This window comes from Roseateles subflavus (genome assembly GCF_030285365.1).
In the GTDB taxonomy this organism is placed as follows: Bacteria; Pseudomonadota; Gammaproteobacteria; order Burkholderiales; family Burkholderiaceae_C; genus Roseateles_B; species Roseateles_B subflavus.
The window spans coordinates 267707-284692 of sequence record NZ_JASVDS010000002.1; the positions used below are offsets into that span (position 1 = coordinate 267707).

The window sequence follows — 16986 nt, forward strand, 5'->3', positions numbered from 1 at the left end:
GGAGCTCAGCCGTGGGTCTTCAGCCCCAGCGCCTTCCAGCCTTCCAGGCCCAGCTTCTCCAGCGTGGCGATGTTGGCCTCATAGATGGCGTCGGTGTCCGGCATGGACTCGACGGCGCGCTCGATGCTCTCCTCGCGCAGCAGGTGCAGCGTGGGGTAGGGCGAGCGGTTCGTGAAGTTGGTGATGTCGTCGAGCGCCGTGCCCTCGAACTGGAAGTCGGGATGGAAGCTCGCGACCTGCAGCTGGCCGTCCAGCTCCAGGTCTTCCACCAGCGCGTCGGCGGCGCCCTGGAAGTCGTTGAAGTCGAGGAAGTCCGTCAGCACCTTCGGGTGGATGAGCACGGTCGTCTCGATCTCCTCCGGGTCCGTGCGGCGCAGCAGGAGCAGCTCATGCGCCAGCTCCTGGAGCAGGGCCTCCGGCGTCTCGGCCTCGCTCACCACGTAGCGCAGCTGCTGCTTGACCTCCACCGCCTTCGCGAAGGGGCACAGGTTGAGGCCGATGACGGCCTTCTGGACCCACTGGCGGGTCTCGTCGATCACTTGGTCTTTGTTCATGGGGTGCTTCAGGGTGTCCGCCTGGGGCGAACGGAGTGCAAGGCGCGGGCCGCAGGACCGGCCCCGCGCCGCCTGGGTGAGGGCCTCACCGGAACCAGGCCTCCACCAGGCGCACCCACATGGAGCCGCCCAGGGGGATCAGGTCGTCGTTGAAGTCGTAGCTGGGGTTGTGCAGCGTGCAGGGGCCGAGGCCGTGGCCGCCCACGCGGTGGGTGCCGTCCCCGTTGCCGATCAGGAAATAGCAGCCGGGCACCTGCTGCAGGTAGTAGCTGAAGTCCTCGGCGCCCATCGTGGGCTCGAACTCCTGCACGTTGGGGGCGCCCACGAGGTCCTCCAGCACGTCGCGCACGAAGGCGGTCTGCGCCGGGTGGTTGATCGTGGGCGGGTAGTTGCGACGGAACTCGAAGGTCACCTCGCAGTCGAAGGCCTCGGCGGTGGCGCGGGCGACCTTCTCCATGCGCTGCTCGATGAGGTCCAGCAACTCCAGCGTGAAGGTGCGCACCGTGCCCTGCAGCTCGCAGTGGTCCGGCACGACGTTGGTGGCCTCGCCGGCGCGCAGCATGGTGACCGAGATCACCCCGGCCTCCAGCGGCTTCTTGTTGCGGCTGATGATGGCCTGGAAGGCGTTGACCATCTGGCAGGCGACGGGCACCGGGTCGATGCCCAGATGCGGCATGGCCGCGTGGCAGCCCTTGCCGCGGATGGTGATCTTGAACTCGTTGCTGGATGCGAAAACCGGGCCCGACTTGAGCGCGAACTCGCCGGCCTTCATGCCCGGCCAGTTGTGGATGCCGAACATGGCCTCCATGGGGAAGCGCTCGAAGAGACCGTCCTTGATCATTTCGCGCGCGCCGCCACCGCCTTCCTCGGCGGGCTGGAAGACCAGGTAGACGGTGCCGTCGAAGTTCCGGTGCTTCGCGAGGTGCTGGGCCGCCGCGAGCAGCATGGCCGTGTGGCCGTCATGGCCGCAGGCGTGCATCCGGCCCGCATGCCGGCTCGCGTGGGCGAAGGTGTTGTGCTCGGTCATCGGCAGGGCGTCGATGTCCGCCCGCAGACCGAGGGTGCGCGTGCTGCTGCCGCTCTTCAGGATGCCCACGACGCCGGTCTTGCCCAAGCCGCGGTGCACGGGAATGCCCCAGGCCGACAGCTGCTGCGCGATGAGCTCCGAGGTGCGCTCTTCCTGGAAGCAGAGTTCGGGATGGGCGTGGATGTCGCGGCGCAGGGCGGTCAGCGCGGCGGCATCCGCGAGGATGTCGGGGATGAGTTTCATGGACAGGCTCCAGGGCCGGCGCCGGCCGGTCCCGGGGCAGTTTACCTGTCGCCCGCCCGCGGGCCGCTCAGCGCTTGACCTTGCCGTCGCCCGTCAGCATGGACAGCTCGACGAAGTTGGAGGCCACGTGGCGGCCGGGGCCGAACTTCACGGGGAAGCCGCCGGCGTTGTAGTTCTGCAGGCCCTCCAGGGCGCTGATCAGCGCCTCGCGGCTGCCCTTGCCGTTGATGCGGCGCAGGCCTTCGGTCATCACCTTGGCGGCCAGGAAGCCTTCCATGGCGGTGTAGTTCAGCACGTGGTTGCCGGCCTTCTGTGCGGCCGTCTGGTACTCGGACACCACGCCCGTCGCCACGCCGAAGGGATAGGGCATGACCTGGCTCACGACGATGCCGTTGGCCTCCTTGCCCAGCTCGTCCAGCAGCGCCTGCGTGCCGACGAAGCTGACGTTGAAGAACTGCCCGGCATAGCCGGCCTTGCGGGCTTCGCGGATGAAGGCGGCGCAGCTCTTGTAGGCGCTCACCATCACCACGGCCTCGGGCTGAGTCGCGACGATCTTCTTCACGGCCTCGGCCACCTCGACGCTGTTGCGCTCGACGGTGGCCGTGGCGTGCACGGTCAGCTTGCGATGCATCAGGGCGCGCACGGCGCCATCGAGACCGGCCTTGCCGTAGGCGTCGTTCTGGTGGAAAACGGCGATCTTGCTCAGGCCCAGCTGCGTCAGCTGCTTGATGATCAGCGCGGTCTCGTCGTTGTAGGAGGCGCGCAGGTGGAAGACGAAGGGGCTGGCCGGATCGCGCAGGGCCTCCGCGCCCGTGAGCGGCGCGAAGAAGGGAATCTTGGCCTGCTGCACCAGGGGCAGGGCGGCCAGTGAGGTGGCCGTGCCGACATAGCCGAACAGCGCGAAGGCGTTGCCCGCGATCAGCTTCTCGGTGTTGGCCTTGCAGCGCTCGGGCTCGTAGCCGTCATCCAGGGTGCGCAGCTCGATGGGCAGGCCACCGACGCCGCCGGCCGCATTGATGCCGTCGAAATACAGCTTGGCGCCCGCCTGCAGCTGCAGGCCCAGCTGGGCGGCGGGGCCGCTCAGCGGTGCCGACTGGCCCAGCACGATCTTCTTCTGGTCCTGGGCATGGCTCCACAGGGGCAGGGCGGTCAGGCTGGCGAGTTGGGCAAGGGCAAGGCGACGGTTCATGACGGGGTCGGTTACAGCAAAGGCGCGGAGCGTACCGCAAAACTAGGGTTAACCCTGTAACGAATTGCCGCTCTCCGCCCCTGTCTGCCGTCACGTCCGGGGGGCTTGTGCAATAGTGCTCGGATGAATGCTCCCGAGCCCGCCCTCACCGCCAGCCGCATCGTCCACGGCGCCTGCCCCCACGACTGTCCCGACACCTGCGCCCTCAAGATCACCGTCGAGAACGAGCGCGTGGTCAAGGTCCAGGGGCGCGCCGAGCACCCGTCCACCCACGGTGCCCTGTGCACCAAGGTCTCGCGCTACGCCGAGCGCACCTACCATCCCGAGCGCCTGCTGCAGCCGCTGCGCCGCACCAGTGCCAAGCATGAGGCGCCGCGCTTCGAGCCCGTGAGCTGGGACGAGGCGCTGGGCGACATCGCCCGCCGCCTCCAGGCCATCGCCGCGCGCGACCCCCAGGCCATCCAACCCTACAGCTATGCCGGCACCATGGGGCTGATCCAGGGCGAGAGCATCGCGGCGCGCTTCTTCAACACGCTGGGCGCCGCCCGCCTGGACCGCACCATCTGCGCCTCCGCGGGCGCCGAGGCCCTCAATGCCACCTACGGCAGCCGCGTGGGCATGCACCTGCGCTTCTTCGCCGAGAGCCGGCTGATCCTGATCTGGGGCAGCAATTCCATCGCGTCCAACCTGCACTTCTGGACCTACGCCAACCAGGCGAAGCGCAACGGCGCGAAGCTGATCTGCATCGACCCGCGCAAGACCGAGACGGCCGACAAGTGCCACCAGCACATCGCCCTGCTGCCTGGCACCGACGGCGCGCTGGCCCTCGGGCTGATGCATGAGCTGATCGTCAACGGCTGGCTCGACCAGGACTACCTCGACCGCCACGTGGACGCCTGGCCCGAGATGCGCGAACGGGCCCTGCAGTGGCCGCCCGCGCGGGCGGCTGAGGTCTGCGGCATCACCGAGCAGGCAGTGCGCGAGCTGGCGCGCGAGTACGGCACCACCGCGCCGGCCGCCATCCGCCTCAACTACGGCATGCAGCGCGTGCACGGCGGGGGCAATGCCGTGCGCCTGATCGCGCTGCTGCCCTGCCTCGTCGGCGCCTGGAGGCACCGGGCGGGCGGGTTGCTGCTGTCGGCGTCCGGATGGGCGGCGCGGGTCAAGAACCCCCAGGCCCTGGAGCGCCCGGACCTCCTCGCGGGTCGCCAGCCCCGCACGGTCAACATGAGCGCCATCGGCGAGGCCCTGCTGCGCGAGGCTTCGCCCGAGTTCGGCCCGCGCATCGAGGCCCTGATCGTCTACAACAGCAACCCGGTGGCCGTGGCCCCCGACACCGGGCAGGTGCTGCGCGGCTTCCAGCGCCCGGACCTGTTCACCGTCGTGCTCGAGCACTTCATGACGGACACGGCCGACCTGGCCGACTACGTGCTGCCCGCCACGACGCAGCTCGAGCATCTGGACGTGCACACCAGCTACGGCCACACCGATGTGCTGCGCAACGACCCCGCCATCGCGCCGCTGGGGCAGGCCAAGCCCAACACGCAGATCTTCCGCGAGCTCGCCCGGCACATGGGCCTGGACGACCCGTGCCTGCAGGAGTCGGACGAAGCGCTGGCTGCACAGGCCTTCACGGCGGCCATTGACCCGGAGCTGCTGAAGTCGCAGGGCTTCGTGAGCCTGGACCTGCCCGAGGCGCCCTTTGCCGACGGCGGCTGGCCCACGCCCTCCGGCAAGGTGCAGTGCCGCTCGCCCCTCTATGGCCTGCCGGACCACGTGCCCAACCGCGAGAGCCGCCTGAGCAGCCCGGCGCTGGCCGCCCGCTACCCGCTGGCCATGATCTCCCCGCCGGCCCGCAACTTCCTCAACAGCAGCTTCGTGAACGTCAAGAGCCTGCGGGACATCGAGGGCGAGCCGCTGGTCGAGATGCACGCCTCGGATGCCGCGGCCCGCGGCCTCGAGCACGGCCGCATGGTGCGCATCTTCAACGAACGCGGCAGCCTGCAGTGTCGCCTGCATGTCAGCGAGCGCGCCCGCCCCGGCGTCGTCAACGGCCTGGGCGTGTGGTGGCGCAAGCTCTCGCCCGGCGGCGAGAACGTCAATGCCGTCACGCAGCAGGGGCTCACCGACATCGGCGGCGGCGCGACCTTTTACGACTGCCTCGTCGAGGTGGCGGGCGCGTGATCGGCGTCGCGAGCGGTTGCCCTGGGCGCCTGGTGCGCGCGGGTCTCGCCGCGCTGCTGGCCGGCCTGCTGGGCGGCTGCGCCCAGCTTGGCTACCTGGGGCAGGCGGTCGGTGGCCATTGGAAGCTCTCGCAGGCGGCGCGACCGGTGGATCAGTGGCTGAGCCAGCCGGACCTCGACCCGGTCCTGCGCGAGCGCCTGCAGCTGAGCCAGCGCCTGCGGGACTACGCGGTCAGCGCGCTGGGCCTGCCGGACAACGCCAGCTACCGCCGCTACGCCGATCTCGGCCGCCCGGCGGCGGTCTGGAACGTGGTCGCGGCACCGCCCTTCAGCCTGCGGCTCAAGACCTGGTGCTATCCGCTGATGGGCTGTGCCGGCTACCGCGGCTACTTCGACTACGCGGCCGCCCGCTCGCTGGCGGCGCAGCTGCAGGCTGAAGGCTGGGAGGTGCAGGTCTATCCCGTGCCGGCCTATTCCACGCTCGGCTTCGGCAACTGGCTGGGCGGCGATCCGCTGCTCAACACCTTCATCCGCGACGGCGAGGGCGAACTGGCCGGCCTGATCTTCCATGAACTGGCCCACCAGCAGGCCTACGCCGCGGACGACACCGAGTTCAACGAGAGCTACGCCACGGCCGTGGAACGCATGGGCGCCCGGCGCTGGCTGGCCGAGCATGGCGGCGCCGAGGCGGCGGTGGCCTACGAGCGCCAGCGCCGTCGGCGCGACGAGTTCCTCGCCCTGGCCTTGCGCGGGCGCGAGCGCCTCGCCGCCGCGTATGCGCAAGACCTGACCCCGACGGCCCGCGAGGATGCCAAGCGCGAGGCCCTGGCGGCCATCCAGTCCGACTACCGGGCCTGGCGCGATGGGCCCTGGCAGGGCTGGGCCGGTTACGACGGCTGGTTTGCCCGTGCCAACAACGCGTCCTTTGGCGTGCTGGCCGCCTATCACGGCCTCGTGCCGGCCTTTGAGCGCCTGTTCGTGGCGCAGGGCTCCGACTGGGCGCGCTTTCATGCGGAGGTCAGGCGCCTGGCTGCCTTGCCCAAGTCCCGGCGTCGGCTAGAGTTGGGCACTTCCGAATGACCTTGCAACGGCACCTTCACCATGGCTGACATCCACCTCCACCGCGACCATCAACTGGGCCTGGCCAAGGCTCGAGAAGTGGCCTGGGCCTGGGCCGAGCAGGTCGAGCAGAAGTTCGACATGGAGTGCACCGTCATCGAGGGCGACACCAGCGACACCGTCGAGTTCGAGCGTTCCGGCGTCAAGGGTCAGCTCATCGTCACCGGCGACCACTTCGAGATCGAGGCCAAGCTCGGTTTCCTGCTCGGTGCCTTCAAGGCCACCATCGAGTCCGAGATCCAGAAAGAGCTCGACGCCCTGCTGTCCCCGTCCTCGGGCGGCAAGGCCTCGAAGAAGAAGCCGGGCTGAGCGCCGGGCCCCGTCGAGACCAGAAGAGCGAGAGGCCAGGCCTCCGCCCTGGCTTCCTCGACGCCGCCCATGCCGCCATCACGGCGCGGCGCAGCCCGCGCCCCCGCACGGATCGTGCGGATCGTGCGGATCCGGCTTCGCCGGGCCCCCTGCGACCGAGCCGAAGCCAGAAACGAAAAAGCCAGGCATCCAGCCTGGCTTCCTCGACGCCGCCCACGCCGCCATCACGGCGCGGCGCAGCCCGCGCCCCCGCACGGATCATGCGGATCCGGCTTCGCCGGGCCCCCTGCGACCGAGCCGAGGCCAGAAACGAAAAAGCCAGGCATCCAGCCTGGCTTCCTCGACACTGCCCGCGCCGCCGTCCCAGCGCGGCGCAGCCCGCGCCCCGCACGGATCGTGCGGATCCGGCTTCGCCGGTCCGCCACGATCGCCCCCCTGGGGGGGCTCGCGAAGCGAGTAGGGGGGGGTTACTTCAAGCCTTCGATGAGATCGATGTATTGCTGCATCGCCTCGTCGTTGCTGGTGCCCTTCAGTGCGGCCCAGGCGTCGTACTTGGCACGGCCGACCATGTCGGTGAAGCCGGGGCGCGAGCCTTCGACGTCGCCGCTGCTGGCCTGCTTGAACAGGGCGTAGATCTTCAGCAGGGTCATGTTGTCGGGGCGCTCGGGCAGGTTCTTGGAATCGGCCACTGCGGCGTCGAATTGCTCTTTGAGGCTCATCTCGTCTCCTTGGGTTTCGCGGCACCAAAGTTTGGTGACAATCGGGGTGGACACCGAGCATATTACCCAGCAATGTCTGGGTCAGACACTCTAGAACGAGGAGCACGCTTTGGCCGCAGCAGAACGCATGTCCCGGGTCGATACCGCCTGGTTGCGGATGGACACCGAGCAGAACCTGATGATGATCGTCGGGATCTGGACGCTGCGACCGCGGCTCTCGCTGCAGGACCTCCGGCAGCGGGTCGAGGAGCGCCTGCTGCAGTACCGCCGCTTCCGCCAGAAGGTGGTGGAAGACGCGCTGGGCGCGCAGTGGGTCGACGATGAAGACTTCGACATCGCCCGCCACGTCGTGCCCGGCACGCTCAAGCCTGCGAAGGGGCAGAGCCACCAGCAGGCCTTGCAGGACCGCGTGGGTGCGCTGTGCGCGCAGCCGCTGGATCCCGCGCACCCGCTGTGGCAGTTCGAGCTGGTCGAGGACATGGACGGCGAAAGCGCGCTGATCGCCCGCATCCACCACTGCATCGCCGACGGCATCGCGCTGATCGCGGTGATGCTGTCCATCACCGACGGCGGCCAGCCGCCGCCGAAGCGCCGCCGCAACGAGCCCGCGGTCGAGGAAGACCACGACTGGCTGACCGACGCCCTGCTCAAGCCCATCACCGACCTCACCATCAAGGCCATCGGCGTCTCCGGCGCGGCCATGTCCAAGGGCGTGGACCTGATGATGGCGGCGGACCATCCCATCGACCATTCCCTGCACGCCGCCAAGCTGGGCTACCAGGCGGTGAGTGACGTCGCGGCCTTCGCGCTGATGTCGGACGACTCGCCCACCAGCCTCAAGGGCAAGCCCGGCACCCTCAAGCGCGTGGCCTGGGACGAAGGCCTGCCGCTGGACGCCGTGAAGGCCGTGGGCAAGGGCTTCAACTGCTCCGTCAACGACGTGCTGCTGTCCTGCGTGGCAGGCGCCATCGGGCGCTACCTGCGCCAGCGCGGCGAGGATGTGGAGGGCAAGGAGATCCGCGCCATGGTGCCGGTGAACCTGCGGCCCCTGGAGAAGGCCTACCAGCTGGGCAATCGCTTCGGCCTAGTGCCGCTGGTGCTGCCCATCGGCATCAGCAATCCCGTCGAGCGGCTCTACGCCGTGCGGGCGCGCATGCAGGAGCTCAAGGGCAGCTTCCAGCCCATCATGGCCTTCGGCCTGCTGTCGGTGGCCGGCCTGCTGATCAAGCCCGTACAGCACGCCATGCTCAACATCTTCGCCAAGAAGGCCACCGCGGTGATGACCAATGTGCCGGGGCCGGCCAAGGCGCTGTCGTTCTGCGGGGCGACGGTGGAGCGCGTGATGTTCTGGGTGCCGCAGTCGGGAGACATCGGCATGGGCGTGTCGATCCTGACCTACGCCGGCAAGGTGCAGTTCGGGCTGATCACCGACGAGAAGCTCTGCCCCGAGCCTCAGGCCGTCATCGATCAGTTCGCGCCCGAGTTCAACCAGCTCCTGATGCTGGCGCTGATGCTGCCCTGGGGCGAGGAGCTCGAGGCGCTCGAGTAGGCCGCTGGCGGCAACCCATGAAAAAAGCCAGGCGGCAGGCCTGGCTTCTTTCTTGAGGCCCCGCGGTCCGCGCGGGGCAGGCCCTGAGGCCTTACTTGGCCTTCTGGCTCTTGCCGGGACGGCCGGCGGCGGTCGGGTAGGCCGACATCACGCGGGCGGGATCGGCGTTGTCCAGGTAGGCGACGTACTGGGCTTCGGTGCACTTCAGCGCCTTGCCTTCGGTGTGCTCGCCGCGCAGCTGGCCCTTGGCGTAGACGAAGCGGTACTCGTTGTCCTCGCGGGCGCCGTCGAAGCTCACCGTGTGCTGGGCGGCACACTCGGCGCGCAGGGCCTGCACTTCGCGGTTTTCAGCCGGCTTGGCGGCGTGGGCCAGGGAGGTGCCCAGCAGGGCGGCCAGGGCGATCAGGTGGAACTTCTTCATGATGCAACCTTTGCGAATGCAGTGAGACGGTGGCGAGCGGGTGTCGTGGACCCGGCCGCCGGTAAGAGTGCACACAGCTTAGCGGGCGGGAAGCCCGATGGCCATTGAGGATATCCACGGAGCAGGGGTGGAAAACGTGAGCTTTCCCACGAATCGACCGGGGCGCCCCCGCGGCTGCGGGGGCCGGCGCGGGCCGATCTGCGGGAATACCCGGCCGCCGCGGCTCATTCCTCCAGCTCTTCCTTGGCCAGTTCGACGTCCAGGCATTCCATGGCGTCCATGGGCTGGCAGGCCGCGGCGTCGGCATAGAGCTGCTCGGCCACGGCCAGGCGCTTGTCGCCCTCCAGCATGACGAGGCCATTGGCGCGCTCGATCATGGCGATGGCGCTGGTCGGGTTGAGCTTCAGCGCCTGCTCGAACATCTTGAGCCCGGTGGCGGTGTCGGCACCCTGGGTCTTGCCCAGCAGCTTGCCGACCTTGTCGATCACTTCCGCGTGGAAGGCGCCCAGCGCGATGTGGGCATCGGCATGCTTGGGGGCCAGCTCGATGGCGGTCTCCAGGGCGGCCTTCACCTTGCCTCCCAGGCCCTGCGCGAGGGCCTTGGCCACGCTGATGCCCTGGCTGTAGCGGCCGAGGGCATAGGCCTGCCAGTACCAGGCGTTGGCGTTCTTGGGCTCGCTCTCCTGCTGACCCTCGGCCCGCTCGGCGACCTCCAGGAACATCTCCAGCTTGGCCTTCTCCTTCTTTTCGAGGTAGTTGGCGTAGATGGCCTGCGCCTTGTTGGCGACCGTGATGCCGGCGCCACCCGCGGCCAGGCCCGCCTCGTAGGCCTTCTGGAAGTCGCCCGCATGGAAGTGGATCCAGGCCTGCTGGACGGCGGCGTCCTTCGGGAAGGGCTCGGCATCACCGGCGTGCAGGCGGGCCCAGTGCTTCTTGAGGCTGGCGGCGTCGTACTGGAAGGCCGCGTTGTCGTAGGGGAAGGCAGTCCACTTGGCCATCGATGTCTCCGTGTCGTGTCGGTGTAGGGTTTCGGGGGCAGGTGTTGCGTCGCGGGGCGGCGGGGCTAGCCGTTGTAGCGTCCGGCCAGCTTGAAGAGGTGCTCGCGCGAGTCGGGCTCGAGGTAGGGCAGCAGCGTGCTGAGCACATGGAAGGCCCCGCGCATGAGGGCGCTGCCGGCGCGGTCCGGCTCCAGCGCATGGCGCGGGTCCCGCACGTATTCGTAGCTCAGCCAGTAGCTCTGCAGCACGACCATGGCCTCGGCCGTGGGGCCGGCGTCGCGGGGCTCCATGCGCAGGGCGCCGCCATGCTGCAGGCCGGCGAGCACCGCGCGCATCGCCTGACCCTTGTGCGCCAGCACGGACTGGAAATGCGTCTCCAGCTTGCGGTTCTTCGAGAGCAGGTCGTTGAGATCGCGGTAGAGGAAGCGGTGCTTCCAGATCAGCTCGAAGAGCATGTGGAAGAACAGCCAGGCGTCCTCCACGTTGCGCACGTTCTCGGAGGCGCCCAGCAGCTCGGTGAGCTCGCGCTCGTAGGCCGCGAAGAGCGCGTTGATCAGCTCGTCCTTGGCCGGGTAGTGGTAGTACAGGTTGCCGGGGCTGATGTTGAGCTCGGCCGAGATGAGCGTGGTCGAGACGTTGGGTTCACCGAAGCGGTTGAACAGGTCCAGCGTGACTTCGAGGATGCGTTCTGCGGTGCGCCGCGGCTTCTTGGTGGCCATGGATTGCTTGTGGTGGCTGTCTCGACCCATTCTGGCACCAAGAAGAGTCCCGACTCTAGGGGTTTGGCTCCAGCGCCGGCAGGAATTTGGCACGCTCCCTACAATCCGGCGCCATGCAAAGCCCCACCCCCGCAGCAGCCGCCCCGAGCGGCGGCGAGCACCCGGCCCTGCGCTTCGAGGCGGTCTCCAAGACCTACCGCGGCGGCCAGGTGAAGGCCCTGGACCAGGTCTCCTTCGATATCCAGCCCGGCGAGTTCTTCGGCCTGCTCGGTCCCAACGGCGCCGGCAAGACCAGCCTCATCTCCATCCTCGCCGGCCTGTCCCGGGCCAGCAGCGGGCGCGTGCGCGTGCTCGGCCATGACGTCGTCGACGACTACGCCGCCGCCCGCAAGTGCCTGGGCATCGTGCCGCAGGAACTGGTCTTCGACCCGTTCTTCTCGGTGCGCGAGGCGCTCGAGATCCAGAGCGGCTACTTCGGTGTGCGCGACAACGGCGCCTGGATCGACGAGCTGCTCGAGAACCTCGGCCTCGCCGACAAGGCCCACGCCAACATGCGCCAGCTCTCGGGCGGCATGAAGCGCCGCGTGCTGGTCGCGCAGGCGCTGGTGCACCGCCCGCCCGTGATCGTGCTGGACGAGCCCACCGCCGGCGTGGACGTGGAGCTGCGCCAGACGCTGTGGGCCTTCATCGCCCGGCTCAACAAGGAAGGGCACACCGTCCTGCTGACCACCCATTACCTGGAAGAGGCGGAGGCCCTGTGCCACCGCATCGCCATGCTCAAGACCGGCCGCATCGTGGCCCTGGACCGCACCAGCAACCTGCTGGCCGGCAAGGCCTCGACCATGCTGCGCTTCAAGACCGACGTGGCGCTGCCGCAAGACCTGGCCCCGATCGCCCGCGTGACGGGCCGGATCGTGCAGATCAAGGCGCATGACGCGGCCGAGGTCGAGAGCGTGCTGGCCCGCCTGCGTGCGGCCGGCGTGCCGGTGGAGGACCTGGAGATCGGCCGCGCCGACCTCGAGGACGTGTTCCTGGAAATCATGCAGGGAGCCCAGGCATGAGCGGCATCCGACTCGAAGGCGCGCGCACGCTGTTCTACAAGGAAGTGCTGCGCTTCTGGAAGGTGAGCTTCCAGACCGTGGCGGCGCCGGTGCTGACCGCCGTGCTGTACCTGCTCATCTTCGGCCATGTGCTGGAGGACCATGTGAAGGTCTATGGCCATGTGGCCTACACCGCCTTCCTGATCCCCGGCCTGGTGATGATGAGCGTGCTGCAGAACTCGTTCGCCAACAGCTCGTCCTCGCTGATCCAGAGCAAGATCACGGGCAACCTCGTCTTCGTGCTGCTCACGCCGCTGTCCCACTGGGCCTGGTTCCTGGCCTATGTGGGCGCCTCGGTGGTGCGCGGCCTGGCCGTGGGCGTGGGGGTGTTCGCGGTGACGGCGTGGTTCGCGCCGCCGGGTCTCGCGCAGCCGCTGTGGGCCCTGGTGTTCGCGCTGCTGGGTGCGGGCATGCTGGGTGCCCTGGGCCTGATCGCGGGGCTGTGGGCCGAGAAGTTCGACCAGATGGCGGCCTTCCAGAACTTCATCATCATGCCCATGACCTTCCTGTCGGGCGTGTTCTATTCGGTGCACTCGCTGCCCGCCTTCTGGCAGGGCGTGAGCCACCTGAATCCGTTCTTCTACATGATCGACGGCTTCCGCCACGGCTTCTTCGGCGTGAGCGACGTCTCGCCCTGGCTGAGCCTCGCCATCGTCGGGGCGAGCTTCCTCGTGGTGTCCGGCATCGCGCTGACGCTGCTCAAGCGGGGCTACAAGATCCGCGGCTGACGCCCCACGCGCGGACACCCGCGAAGCCCCGCTGCGCCACTGCAGAAGCCCCGGCCTGGCCGGGGCGGTCTGCGTCTCGGTAGAATCCCGCCCATCATGGCCGATCCCACTCCCGCTGAAGTTCAGCAATTCATTGCCGACGGACTCCCCTGCCAGCTGCTGCAGGTCGAGGGTGACGGCCGCCATTTCTTCGCCACCATCGTCTCGGTGGAGTTCGAGGGGCTGTCCCGCGTCCGCCGCCACCAGCGCGTCTACCAGGCGCTGGGCGAGCGCATGCGCGAGCAGATCCATGCGCTGTCCATGAAGACGCTGACGCCTGCCGAGCATGCCGCCACCCCTGCGGCCGCCGGCCATCACCATCACTGACGCCCCATCCGCTTGAAACCGAGCGGGTGGCGGTGAGGTGCCGCTCCTGGTGATCCCGCTGCCGTCCGCCGAGTCTCGAAACACAGACCTCCAAGGACGCACTCATGATCACCCTGGCCCTCTCCAAGGGACGCATCTTCGAAGAGACCCTGCCGCTGCTCAAGGCCGCCGGCATCGAGGTGCTCGAGGACCCCGAAACCTCCCGCAAGCTGATCCTGCCGACCAACCGGCCCGACGTGCGCGTCGTGCTGGTGCGGGCGACGGACGTCCCCACCTATGTGCAGTACGGCGGCGCCGACCTCGGCGTGGCCGGGCGTGACGTGCTCATCGAGCATGGCGGTGCGGGCCTCTACCAGCCGCTGGACCTGCGCATCGCGCGCTGCCGCATGAGCGTCGCCACGCGCGACGATTTCGACTACGCCGCCGCGGTGAAGCAGGGCTCGCGCATCCGCGTGGCCACCAAGTACACCGAAATCGCCCGCCAGCACTTCGCGGACAAGGGCGTGCACGTGGACCTGATCAAGCTCTACGGTTCCATGGAGCTGGCTCCGCTGACGGGCCTGGCCGATGCCATCGTCGACCTGGTCTCGACGGGCAGCACGCTCAAGGCCAACCGTCTGGTGGAGGTGGAGCACATCATGGAGATCTCCTCGCGCCTCGTCGTCAACCAGGCCGCGCTGAAACTCAAGCGCGAGCCGCTGCGCCAGCTGATCGACGCCTTCGCCTCCGCAACGCCTGCCGCCTGAGGGGAACGAGATGCTGAAGCTGCGACAACTCAACACCCAGAGCGCCGACTTCGAGGCCGAGTTCCAGCGCGTGCTGCACTGGTCTGCCGACACCGACGCCGCCATCGAGTCCCGCGTGGCCGAGATCCTGGCCGATGTCCGCGCCCGCGGCGATGCCGCCGTGCTCGAGTACACCGCCCGCTTCGATCGCCTCGACGCCCCGACGCTGGGCGCGCTGGAGCTCAAGCGCGAGGAGCTGAAGGCAGCCTTCGACGGTCTGCCCGCTGTGCAGCGCGAGGCCCTGGAGGCCGCCGCCCGCCGCGTTCGCAGCTACCACGAGCGTCAGAAGGCCGCCTGCGGCGAGAGCTGGAGCTACCGCGACGACGACGGCACGCTGCTGGGGCAAAAGGTGACCCCGCTGGACCGCGTGGGCATCTACGTGCCCGGCGGCAAGGCGGCCTACCCGAGCAGCGTCCTGATGAACGCCATCCCGGCCCAGGTGGCCGGCGTGCCCGAGATCATCATGGTCGTGCCCACCCCGGGTGGCGAGAAGAACGCCCTGGTGCTGGCGGCCGCCTACGTGGCCGGCGTGCACCGCGCCTTCACCATCGGCGGCGCGCAGGCCGTGGCGGCGCTGGCCTACGGCACCGCCACCGTGCCCCGCGTCGACAAGATCACCGGCCCCGGCAATGCCTACGTGGCGAGCGCCAAGAAGCATGTCTTCGGCCAGGTCGGCATCGACATGATCGCCGGCCCCAGCGAGATCCTCGTCCTGGCCGACGGCAGCACGCCGCCGGACTGGGTGGCCATGGACCTCTTCAGCCAGGCCGAGCACGACGAGCTGGCCCAGAGCCTCCTGCTGTGTCCGGACGCGGGCTACATCGCGCAGGTGCGCGAGGCCATCGAGCGCCTGCTGCCCACCATGCCGCGCCAGGCCGTGATCCGTGCCTCGCTGGAGGGCCGCGGCGCGCTGATCCAGACCCGCTCGATGGAGGAGGCCTGCGAGATCAGCAACCGCATCGCGCCGGAGCACCTGGAGGTCTCGAGCCGCGAGCCGCACCGCTGGGAGCCGCTGCTGCGCCATGCGGGCGCGATCTTCCTCGGGGCCTACACGAGCGAATCGCTGGGCGACTACTGCGCCGGCCCGAATCATGTGCTGCCCACCTCGGGCACCGCGCGCTTCTCGTCGCCGCTGGGCGTGTACGACTTCCAGAAGCGCAGCAGCCTGATCGAGGTCAGCGAGGCCGGTGCCCAGGTGCTGGGCCCCATCGCCGCGACGCTGGCCTACGGCGAGGGGCTGCAGGGGCATGCGCTGGCGGCGGAATACCGGCTGAAGTGAGGGGCCGCGCGGCGCCGGCACTTTGTCGCTTTCCCAATGAGAAGCCCGGTTCTGCCGGGCTTTTTCATGTGACGAGGCACTCCCGGTCGCCTTTCATTTGTCCTAGGATGGCCCGTCACCAACCCGTGGAGACTCGTGATGAGGCTGTCGGACATGAAGGTGGGAATGCGCATCGGCCTGGGTTTTGCGGCCGTGCTGCTGATGTCGGGACTGCTGGGTCTGCTGTCCATTTCCAGACTGGGGCTGATCCAGTCCAATGTCACGGATCTGGCCGCCAACTGGATGCCGAGCATCAAGGCGATTTCCCAGGTGGACGATCACCTCCAGGAAATGCGTCGTGTCGAGCTTCGCATGTGCATCGTGGAAGAGGTCGCGGCGGTCCAGAGTGCGATGGACTCACTGAAGTCGCTGCGTGACAAGGAGCTGCCCCGGCTCGTGGCGATCTACGTGCCCCTGATTTCCTCCACGGAGGAGGAGGCCGCCTGGCAGCGCGCGAAGAGCAAGATCGACGGGTACCTCGCGATCCAGGACCGGCTGATCGAGCAGCGCAAGGCGGGCAACCGCGCCGAATACCAGTCCATCGTCGTGGGGGACTCGCTCCGAGCGATGGCCGAGGCCTCGGACGCGCTCGCGCAGGTGGTGAAGATCAACGAAGATGGCGCCGCCGCAAGTTATGCGGACGCCACCAAGACCTATGGCTCCGTCCGCATCACGCTGATCGTCCTGCTGGTCCTGCAGCTGGTGGCCGGCGGCCTGGTGGCGGGCTTCCTGACCCGCAACACCGTGGATCCGCTGCAGCGCATGGTGGGTGTCGCCGAGCGCGTGGCCGGCGGCGACCTGGGCGTCGAGGTGGACACCTCTCGGCGCGACGAGTTCGGCCGCCTCGCGTCCGCGCTCGAGGAGATGCGCAGTGCGCTGAACCGCTCCATCGGGTCGGTGCGCACCAGTGCCGAGAGCATCGCCATGTCCAGCAACGAGGTGGCGGCGGGCTCCAGCGACCTCTCGGCCCGCACCGAGCAGATGGCCTCCAGCCTGGAGGAGACGTCGGCGACCATGCAGACGCTCAGCGAGACCGTGCGCCAGAACGCCGACGCCACGCGCCAGGCCAGCAGCCTGGCCCGCGATGCCAGCCAGGTGGCGGAGCAGGGCGGGGTGGTGGTGGGGCGCGTGGTGGGCACGATGGAGGAGATCAACACCAGTTCGCGCAAGATCAGCGACATCATCGGCGTGATCGACGGCATCGCCTTCCAGACCAACATCCTGGCGCTCAATGCGGCCGTGGAGGCGGCGCGCGCGGGCGAGCAGGGCCGGGGCTTCGCGGTGGTGGCGAGTGAGGTGCGTTCGCTGGCGCAGCGCAGCGCCGAGGCCGCGCGCGAGATCAAGGCGCTGATCGGCACCTCGGTGGACAAGGTCGACGCCGGCACGCGCCTCGTGGCGGAGGCGGGGCAGACCATGCACGAGCTGGTGCAGGCCGTGCAGCGCGTGAGCCACATCATCGAGGACGTCAGCCGCGCCACGCACGAGCAGAGCGTCAGCCTGTCCGAGGTGGGGCAGGCCGTGAACCGCCTGGACGAGGTGACCCAGCAGAACGCCGCCCTCGTCGAGCAGTCCAGCGCGGCGGCGGAGTCCCTGCGCGATCAGGCATCCAACCTGAGCGCCGCGGTGGCCGGATTCAAGACCGCCTGATCGCCGAAGCCG

Annotated in this window: 17 protein-coding genes; 10 read left to right on the top strand and 7 right to left on the bottom strand. The window is 68.9% G+C overall.

The features are described from left to right. Positions 1-5: 5 nt before the first annotated feature. The 3 genes from QRD43_RS06965 to QRD43_RS06975 form a co-directional block, all read right to left on the bottom strand. Positions 6-554, bottom strand: coding sequence for a DUF1415 domain-containing protein (locus QRD43_RS06965; protein WP_285981769.1), 549 nt, complete (start codon positions 552-554; stop codon positions 6-8). 85 nt (positions 555-639) lie between these two features. Beyond that, a complete protein-coding gene (locus tag QRD43_RS06970) occupies positions 640-1824 on the bottom strand; it encodes a M20 aminoacylase family protein (RefSeq protein ID WP_285981770.1) in 1185 nt (394 codons plus the stop codon). Between the two features lie 67 nt (positions 1825-1891). After that, complete coding sequence (locus QRD43_RS06975) at positions 1892-3013, bottom strand: ABC transporter substrate-binding protein (RefSeq protein ID WP_285981771.1); 1122 nt, start codon at positions 3011-3013, stop codon at positions 1892-1894. Between the two features lie 123 nt (positions 3014-3136). Between QRD43_RS06975 and QRD43_RS06980 the strand changes: the two genes are divergently transcribed. Genes QRD43_RS06980 through QRD43_RS06990 form a run of 3 tightly spaced genes read left to right on the top strand, consistent with a single transcriptional unit; the run spans position 3137 to position 6624 of the window. After that, the gene (locus QRD43_RS06980; RefSeq protein WP_285981772.1) at positions 3137-5197 is read left to right on the top strand and encodes a molybdopterin-containing oxidoreductase family protein; all 2061 of its coding nucleotides are present in this window, start codon (positions 3137-3139) and stop codon (positions 5195-5197) included. 32 nt (positions 5198-5229) lie between these two features. Beyond that, positions 5230-6276, top strand: a complete 1047-nt coding sequence (locus QRD43_RS06985; protein ID WP_285981773.1) for an aminopeptidase — start codon at positions 5230-5232, stop codon at positions 6274-6276. A gap of 21 nt (positions 6277-6297) precedes the next feature. Continuing rightward, positions 6298-6624, top strand: a complete 327-nt coding sequence (locus QRD43_RS06990; RefSeq protein WP_285981774.1) for a polyhydroxyalkanoic acid system family protein — start codon at positions 6298-6300, stop codon at positions 6622-6624. A 467-nt stretch (positions 6625-7091) separates the two neighbouring features. Here QRD43_RS06990 and QRD43_RS06995 read toward each other — a convergent pair whose 3' ends face one another. Then, on the bottom strand, positions 7092-7343 hold the full coding sequence (locus QRD43_RS06995) for an acyl-CoA-binding protein (RefSeq protein ID WP_183103846.1): 252 nt from the start codon (positions 7341-7343) through the stop codon (positions 7092-7094). Between the two features lie 127 nt (positions 7344-7470). On the opposite strand from QRD43_RS06995, the gene QRD43_RS07000 reads away from it, so the two are divergent. Continuing rightward, complete coding sequence (locus tag QRD43_RS07000; protein ID WP_285981775.1) at positions 7471-8892, top strand: wax ester/triacylglycerol synthase family O-acyltransferase; 1422 nt, start codon at positions 7471-7473, stop codon at positions 8890-8892. A gap of 91 nt (positions 8893-8983) precedes the next feature. Here the strand turns inward: QRD43_RS07000 and QRD43_RS07005 are convergent, their stop codons facing one another. From QRD43_RS07005 to QRD43_RS07015, 3 genes are all read right to left on the bottom strand, one after another. Next, positions 8984-9313: a hypothetical protein gene (locus QRD43_RS07005; RefSeq protein ID WP_285981776.1), complete on the bottom strand. Its 330-nt coding sequence runs from the start codon at positions 9311-9313 to the stop codon at positions 8984-8986. A gap of 224 nt (positions 9314-9537) precedes the next feature. Then, positions 9538-10311, bottom strand: a complete 774-nt coding sequence (locus tag QRD43_RS07010; protein ID WP_285981777.1) for a tetratricopeptide repeat protein — start codon at positions 10309-10311, stop codon at positions 9538-9540. Positions 10312-10376: 65 nt separating this feature from the next. Further along, positions 10377-11030, bottom strand: a complete 654-nt coding sequence (locus QRD43_RS07015; protein WP_285981778.1) for a TetR/AcrR family transcriptional regulator — start codon at positions 11028-11030, stop codon at positions 10377-10379. Positions 11031-11143: 113 nt separating this feature from the next. Here QRD43_RS07015 and QRD43_RS07020 point away from each other — a divergent pair, with 113 nt between their 5' ends. The 6 genes from QRD43_RS07020 to QRD43_RS07045 all read left to right on the top strand — a co-directional run bounded on the left by QRD43_RS07020 (position 11144) and on the right by QRD43_RS07045 (position 16974). Continuing rightward, the gene (locus tag QRD43_RS07020; protein ID WP_285981779.1) at positions 11144-12091 is read left to right on the top strand and encodes an ABC transporter ATP-binding protein; all 948 of its coding nucleotides are present in this window, start codon (positions 11144-11146) and stop codon (positions 12089-12091) included. Further along, positions 12088-12858, top strand: a complete 771-nt coding sequence (locus tag QRD43_RS07025; protein WP_285981780.1) for an ABC transporter permease — start codon at positions 12088-12090, stop codon at positions 12856-12858. Before QRD43_RS07020 ends, QRD43_RS07025 begins: the two co-directional genes overlap by 4 nt. Before the next feature lie 96 nt (positions 12859-12954). Beyond that, the gene (locus QRD43_RS07030) at positions 12955-13224 is read left to right on the top strand and encodes a BolA family protein (protein ID WP_285981781.1); all 270 of its coding nucleotides are present in this window, start codon (positions 12955-12957) and stop codon (positions 13222-13224) included. Between the two features lie 104 nt (positions 13225-13328). Continuing rightward, positions 13329-13970 carry an ATP phosphoribosyltransferase gene (gene hisG / locus QRD43_RS07035; RefSeq protein WP_285981782.1) on the top strand — a complete coding sequence of 214 codons (642 nt, stop codon included), beginning with the start codon at positions 13329-13331 and terminating at the stop codon, positions 13968-13970. 10 nt (positions 13971-13980) lie between these two features. Continuing rightward, positions 13981-15288 carry a histidinol dehydrogenase gene (gene hisD, locus QRD43_RS07040; protein ID WP_285981783.1) on the top strand — a complete coding sequence of 436 codons (1308 nt, stop codon included), beginning with the start codon at positions 13981-13983 and terminating at the stop codon, positions 15286-15288. A 138-nt stretch (positions 15289-15426) separates the two neighbouring features. Further along, positions 15427-16974, top strand: coding sequence for a methyl-accepting chemotaxis protein (locus QRD43_RS07045; protein WP_285981784.1), 1548 nt, complete (start codon positions 15427-15429; stop codon positions 16972-16974). The last annotated feature ends 12 nt before the right edge of the window (positions 16975-16986 follow it).

Bases quoted from the DNA above. Each gene is read 5' to 3' on its own strand.
- QRD43_RS07030 (WP_285981781.1), top strand. From the start codon at position 12,955: ATGGCCGATCCCACTCCCGCTGAAGTTCAGCAATTCATTGCCGACGGA.
- hisD (WP_285981783.1), top strand. From the start codon at position 13,981: ATGCTGAAGCTGCGACAACTCAACACCCAGAGCGCCGACTTCGAGGCC.
- QRD43_RS07010 (WP_285981777.1), bottom strand. From the start codon at position 10,311: ATGGCCAAGTGGACTGCCTTCCCCTACGACAACGCGGCCTTCCAGTAC.
- QRD43_RS07000 (WP_285981775.1), top strand. From the start codon at position 7,471: ATGTCCCGGGTCGATACCGCCTGGTTGCGGATGGACACCGAGCAGAAC.
- QRD43_RS07045 (WP_285981784.1), top strand. From the start codon at position 15,427: ATGAGGCTGTCGGACATGAAGGTGGGAATGCGCATCGGCCTGGGTTTT.
- QRD43_RS06990 (WP_285981774.1), top strand. From the start codon at position 6,298: ATGGCTGACATCCACCTCCACCGCGACCATCAACTGGGCCTGGCCAAG.
- QRD43_RS06975 (WP_285981771.1), bottom strand. From the start codon at position 3,013: ATGAACCGTCGCCTTGCCCTTGCCCAACTCGCCAGCCTGACCGCCCTG.
- QRD43_RS06970 (WP_285981770.1), bottom strand. From the start codon at position 1,824: ATGAAACTCATCCCCGACATCCTCGCGGATGCCGCCGCGCTGACCGCC.
- QRD43_RS07020 (WP_285981779.1), top strand. From the start codon at position 11,144: ATGCAAAGCCCCACCCCCGCAGCAGCCGCCCCGAGCGGCGGCGAGCAC.
- QRD43_RS07025 (WP_285981780.1), top strand. From the start codon at position 12,088: ATGAGCGGCATCCGACTCGAAGGCGCGCGCACGCTGTTCTACAAGGAA.
- QRD43_RS06980 (WP_285981772.1), top strand. From the start codon at position 3,137: ATGAATGCTCCCGAGCCCGCCCTCACCGCCAGCCGCATCGTCCACGGC.
- QRD43_RS07005 (WP_285981776.1), bottom strand. From the start codon at position 9,313: ATGAAGAAGTTCCACCTGATCGCCCTGGCCGCCCTGCTGGGCACCTCC.
- QRD43_RS07015 (WP_285981778.1), bottom strand. From the start codon at position 11,030: ATGGCCACCAAGAAGCCGCGGCGCACCGCAGAACGCATCCTCGAAGTC.
- QRD43_RS06995 (WP_183103846.1), bottom strand. From the start codon at position 7,343: ATGAGCCTCAAAGAGCAATTCGACGCCGCAGTGGCCGATTCCAAGAAC.
- QRD43_RS06965 (WP_285981769.1), bottom strand. From the start codon at position 554: ATGAACAAAGACCAAGTGATCGACGAGACCCGCCAGTGGGTCCAGAAG.
- hisG (WP_285981782.1), top strand. From the start codon at position 13,329: ATGATCACCCTGGCCCTCTCCAAGGGACGCATCTTCGAAGAGACCCTG.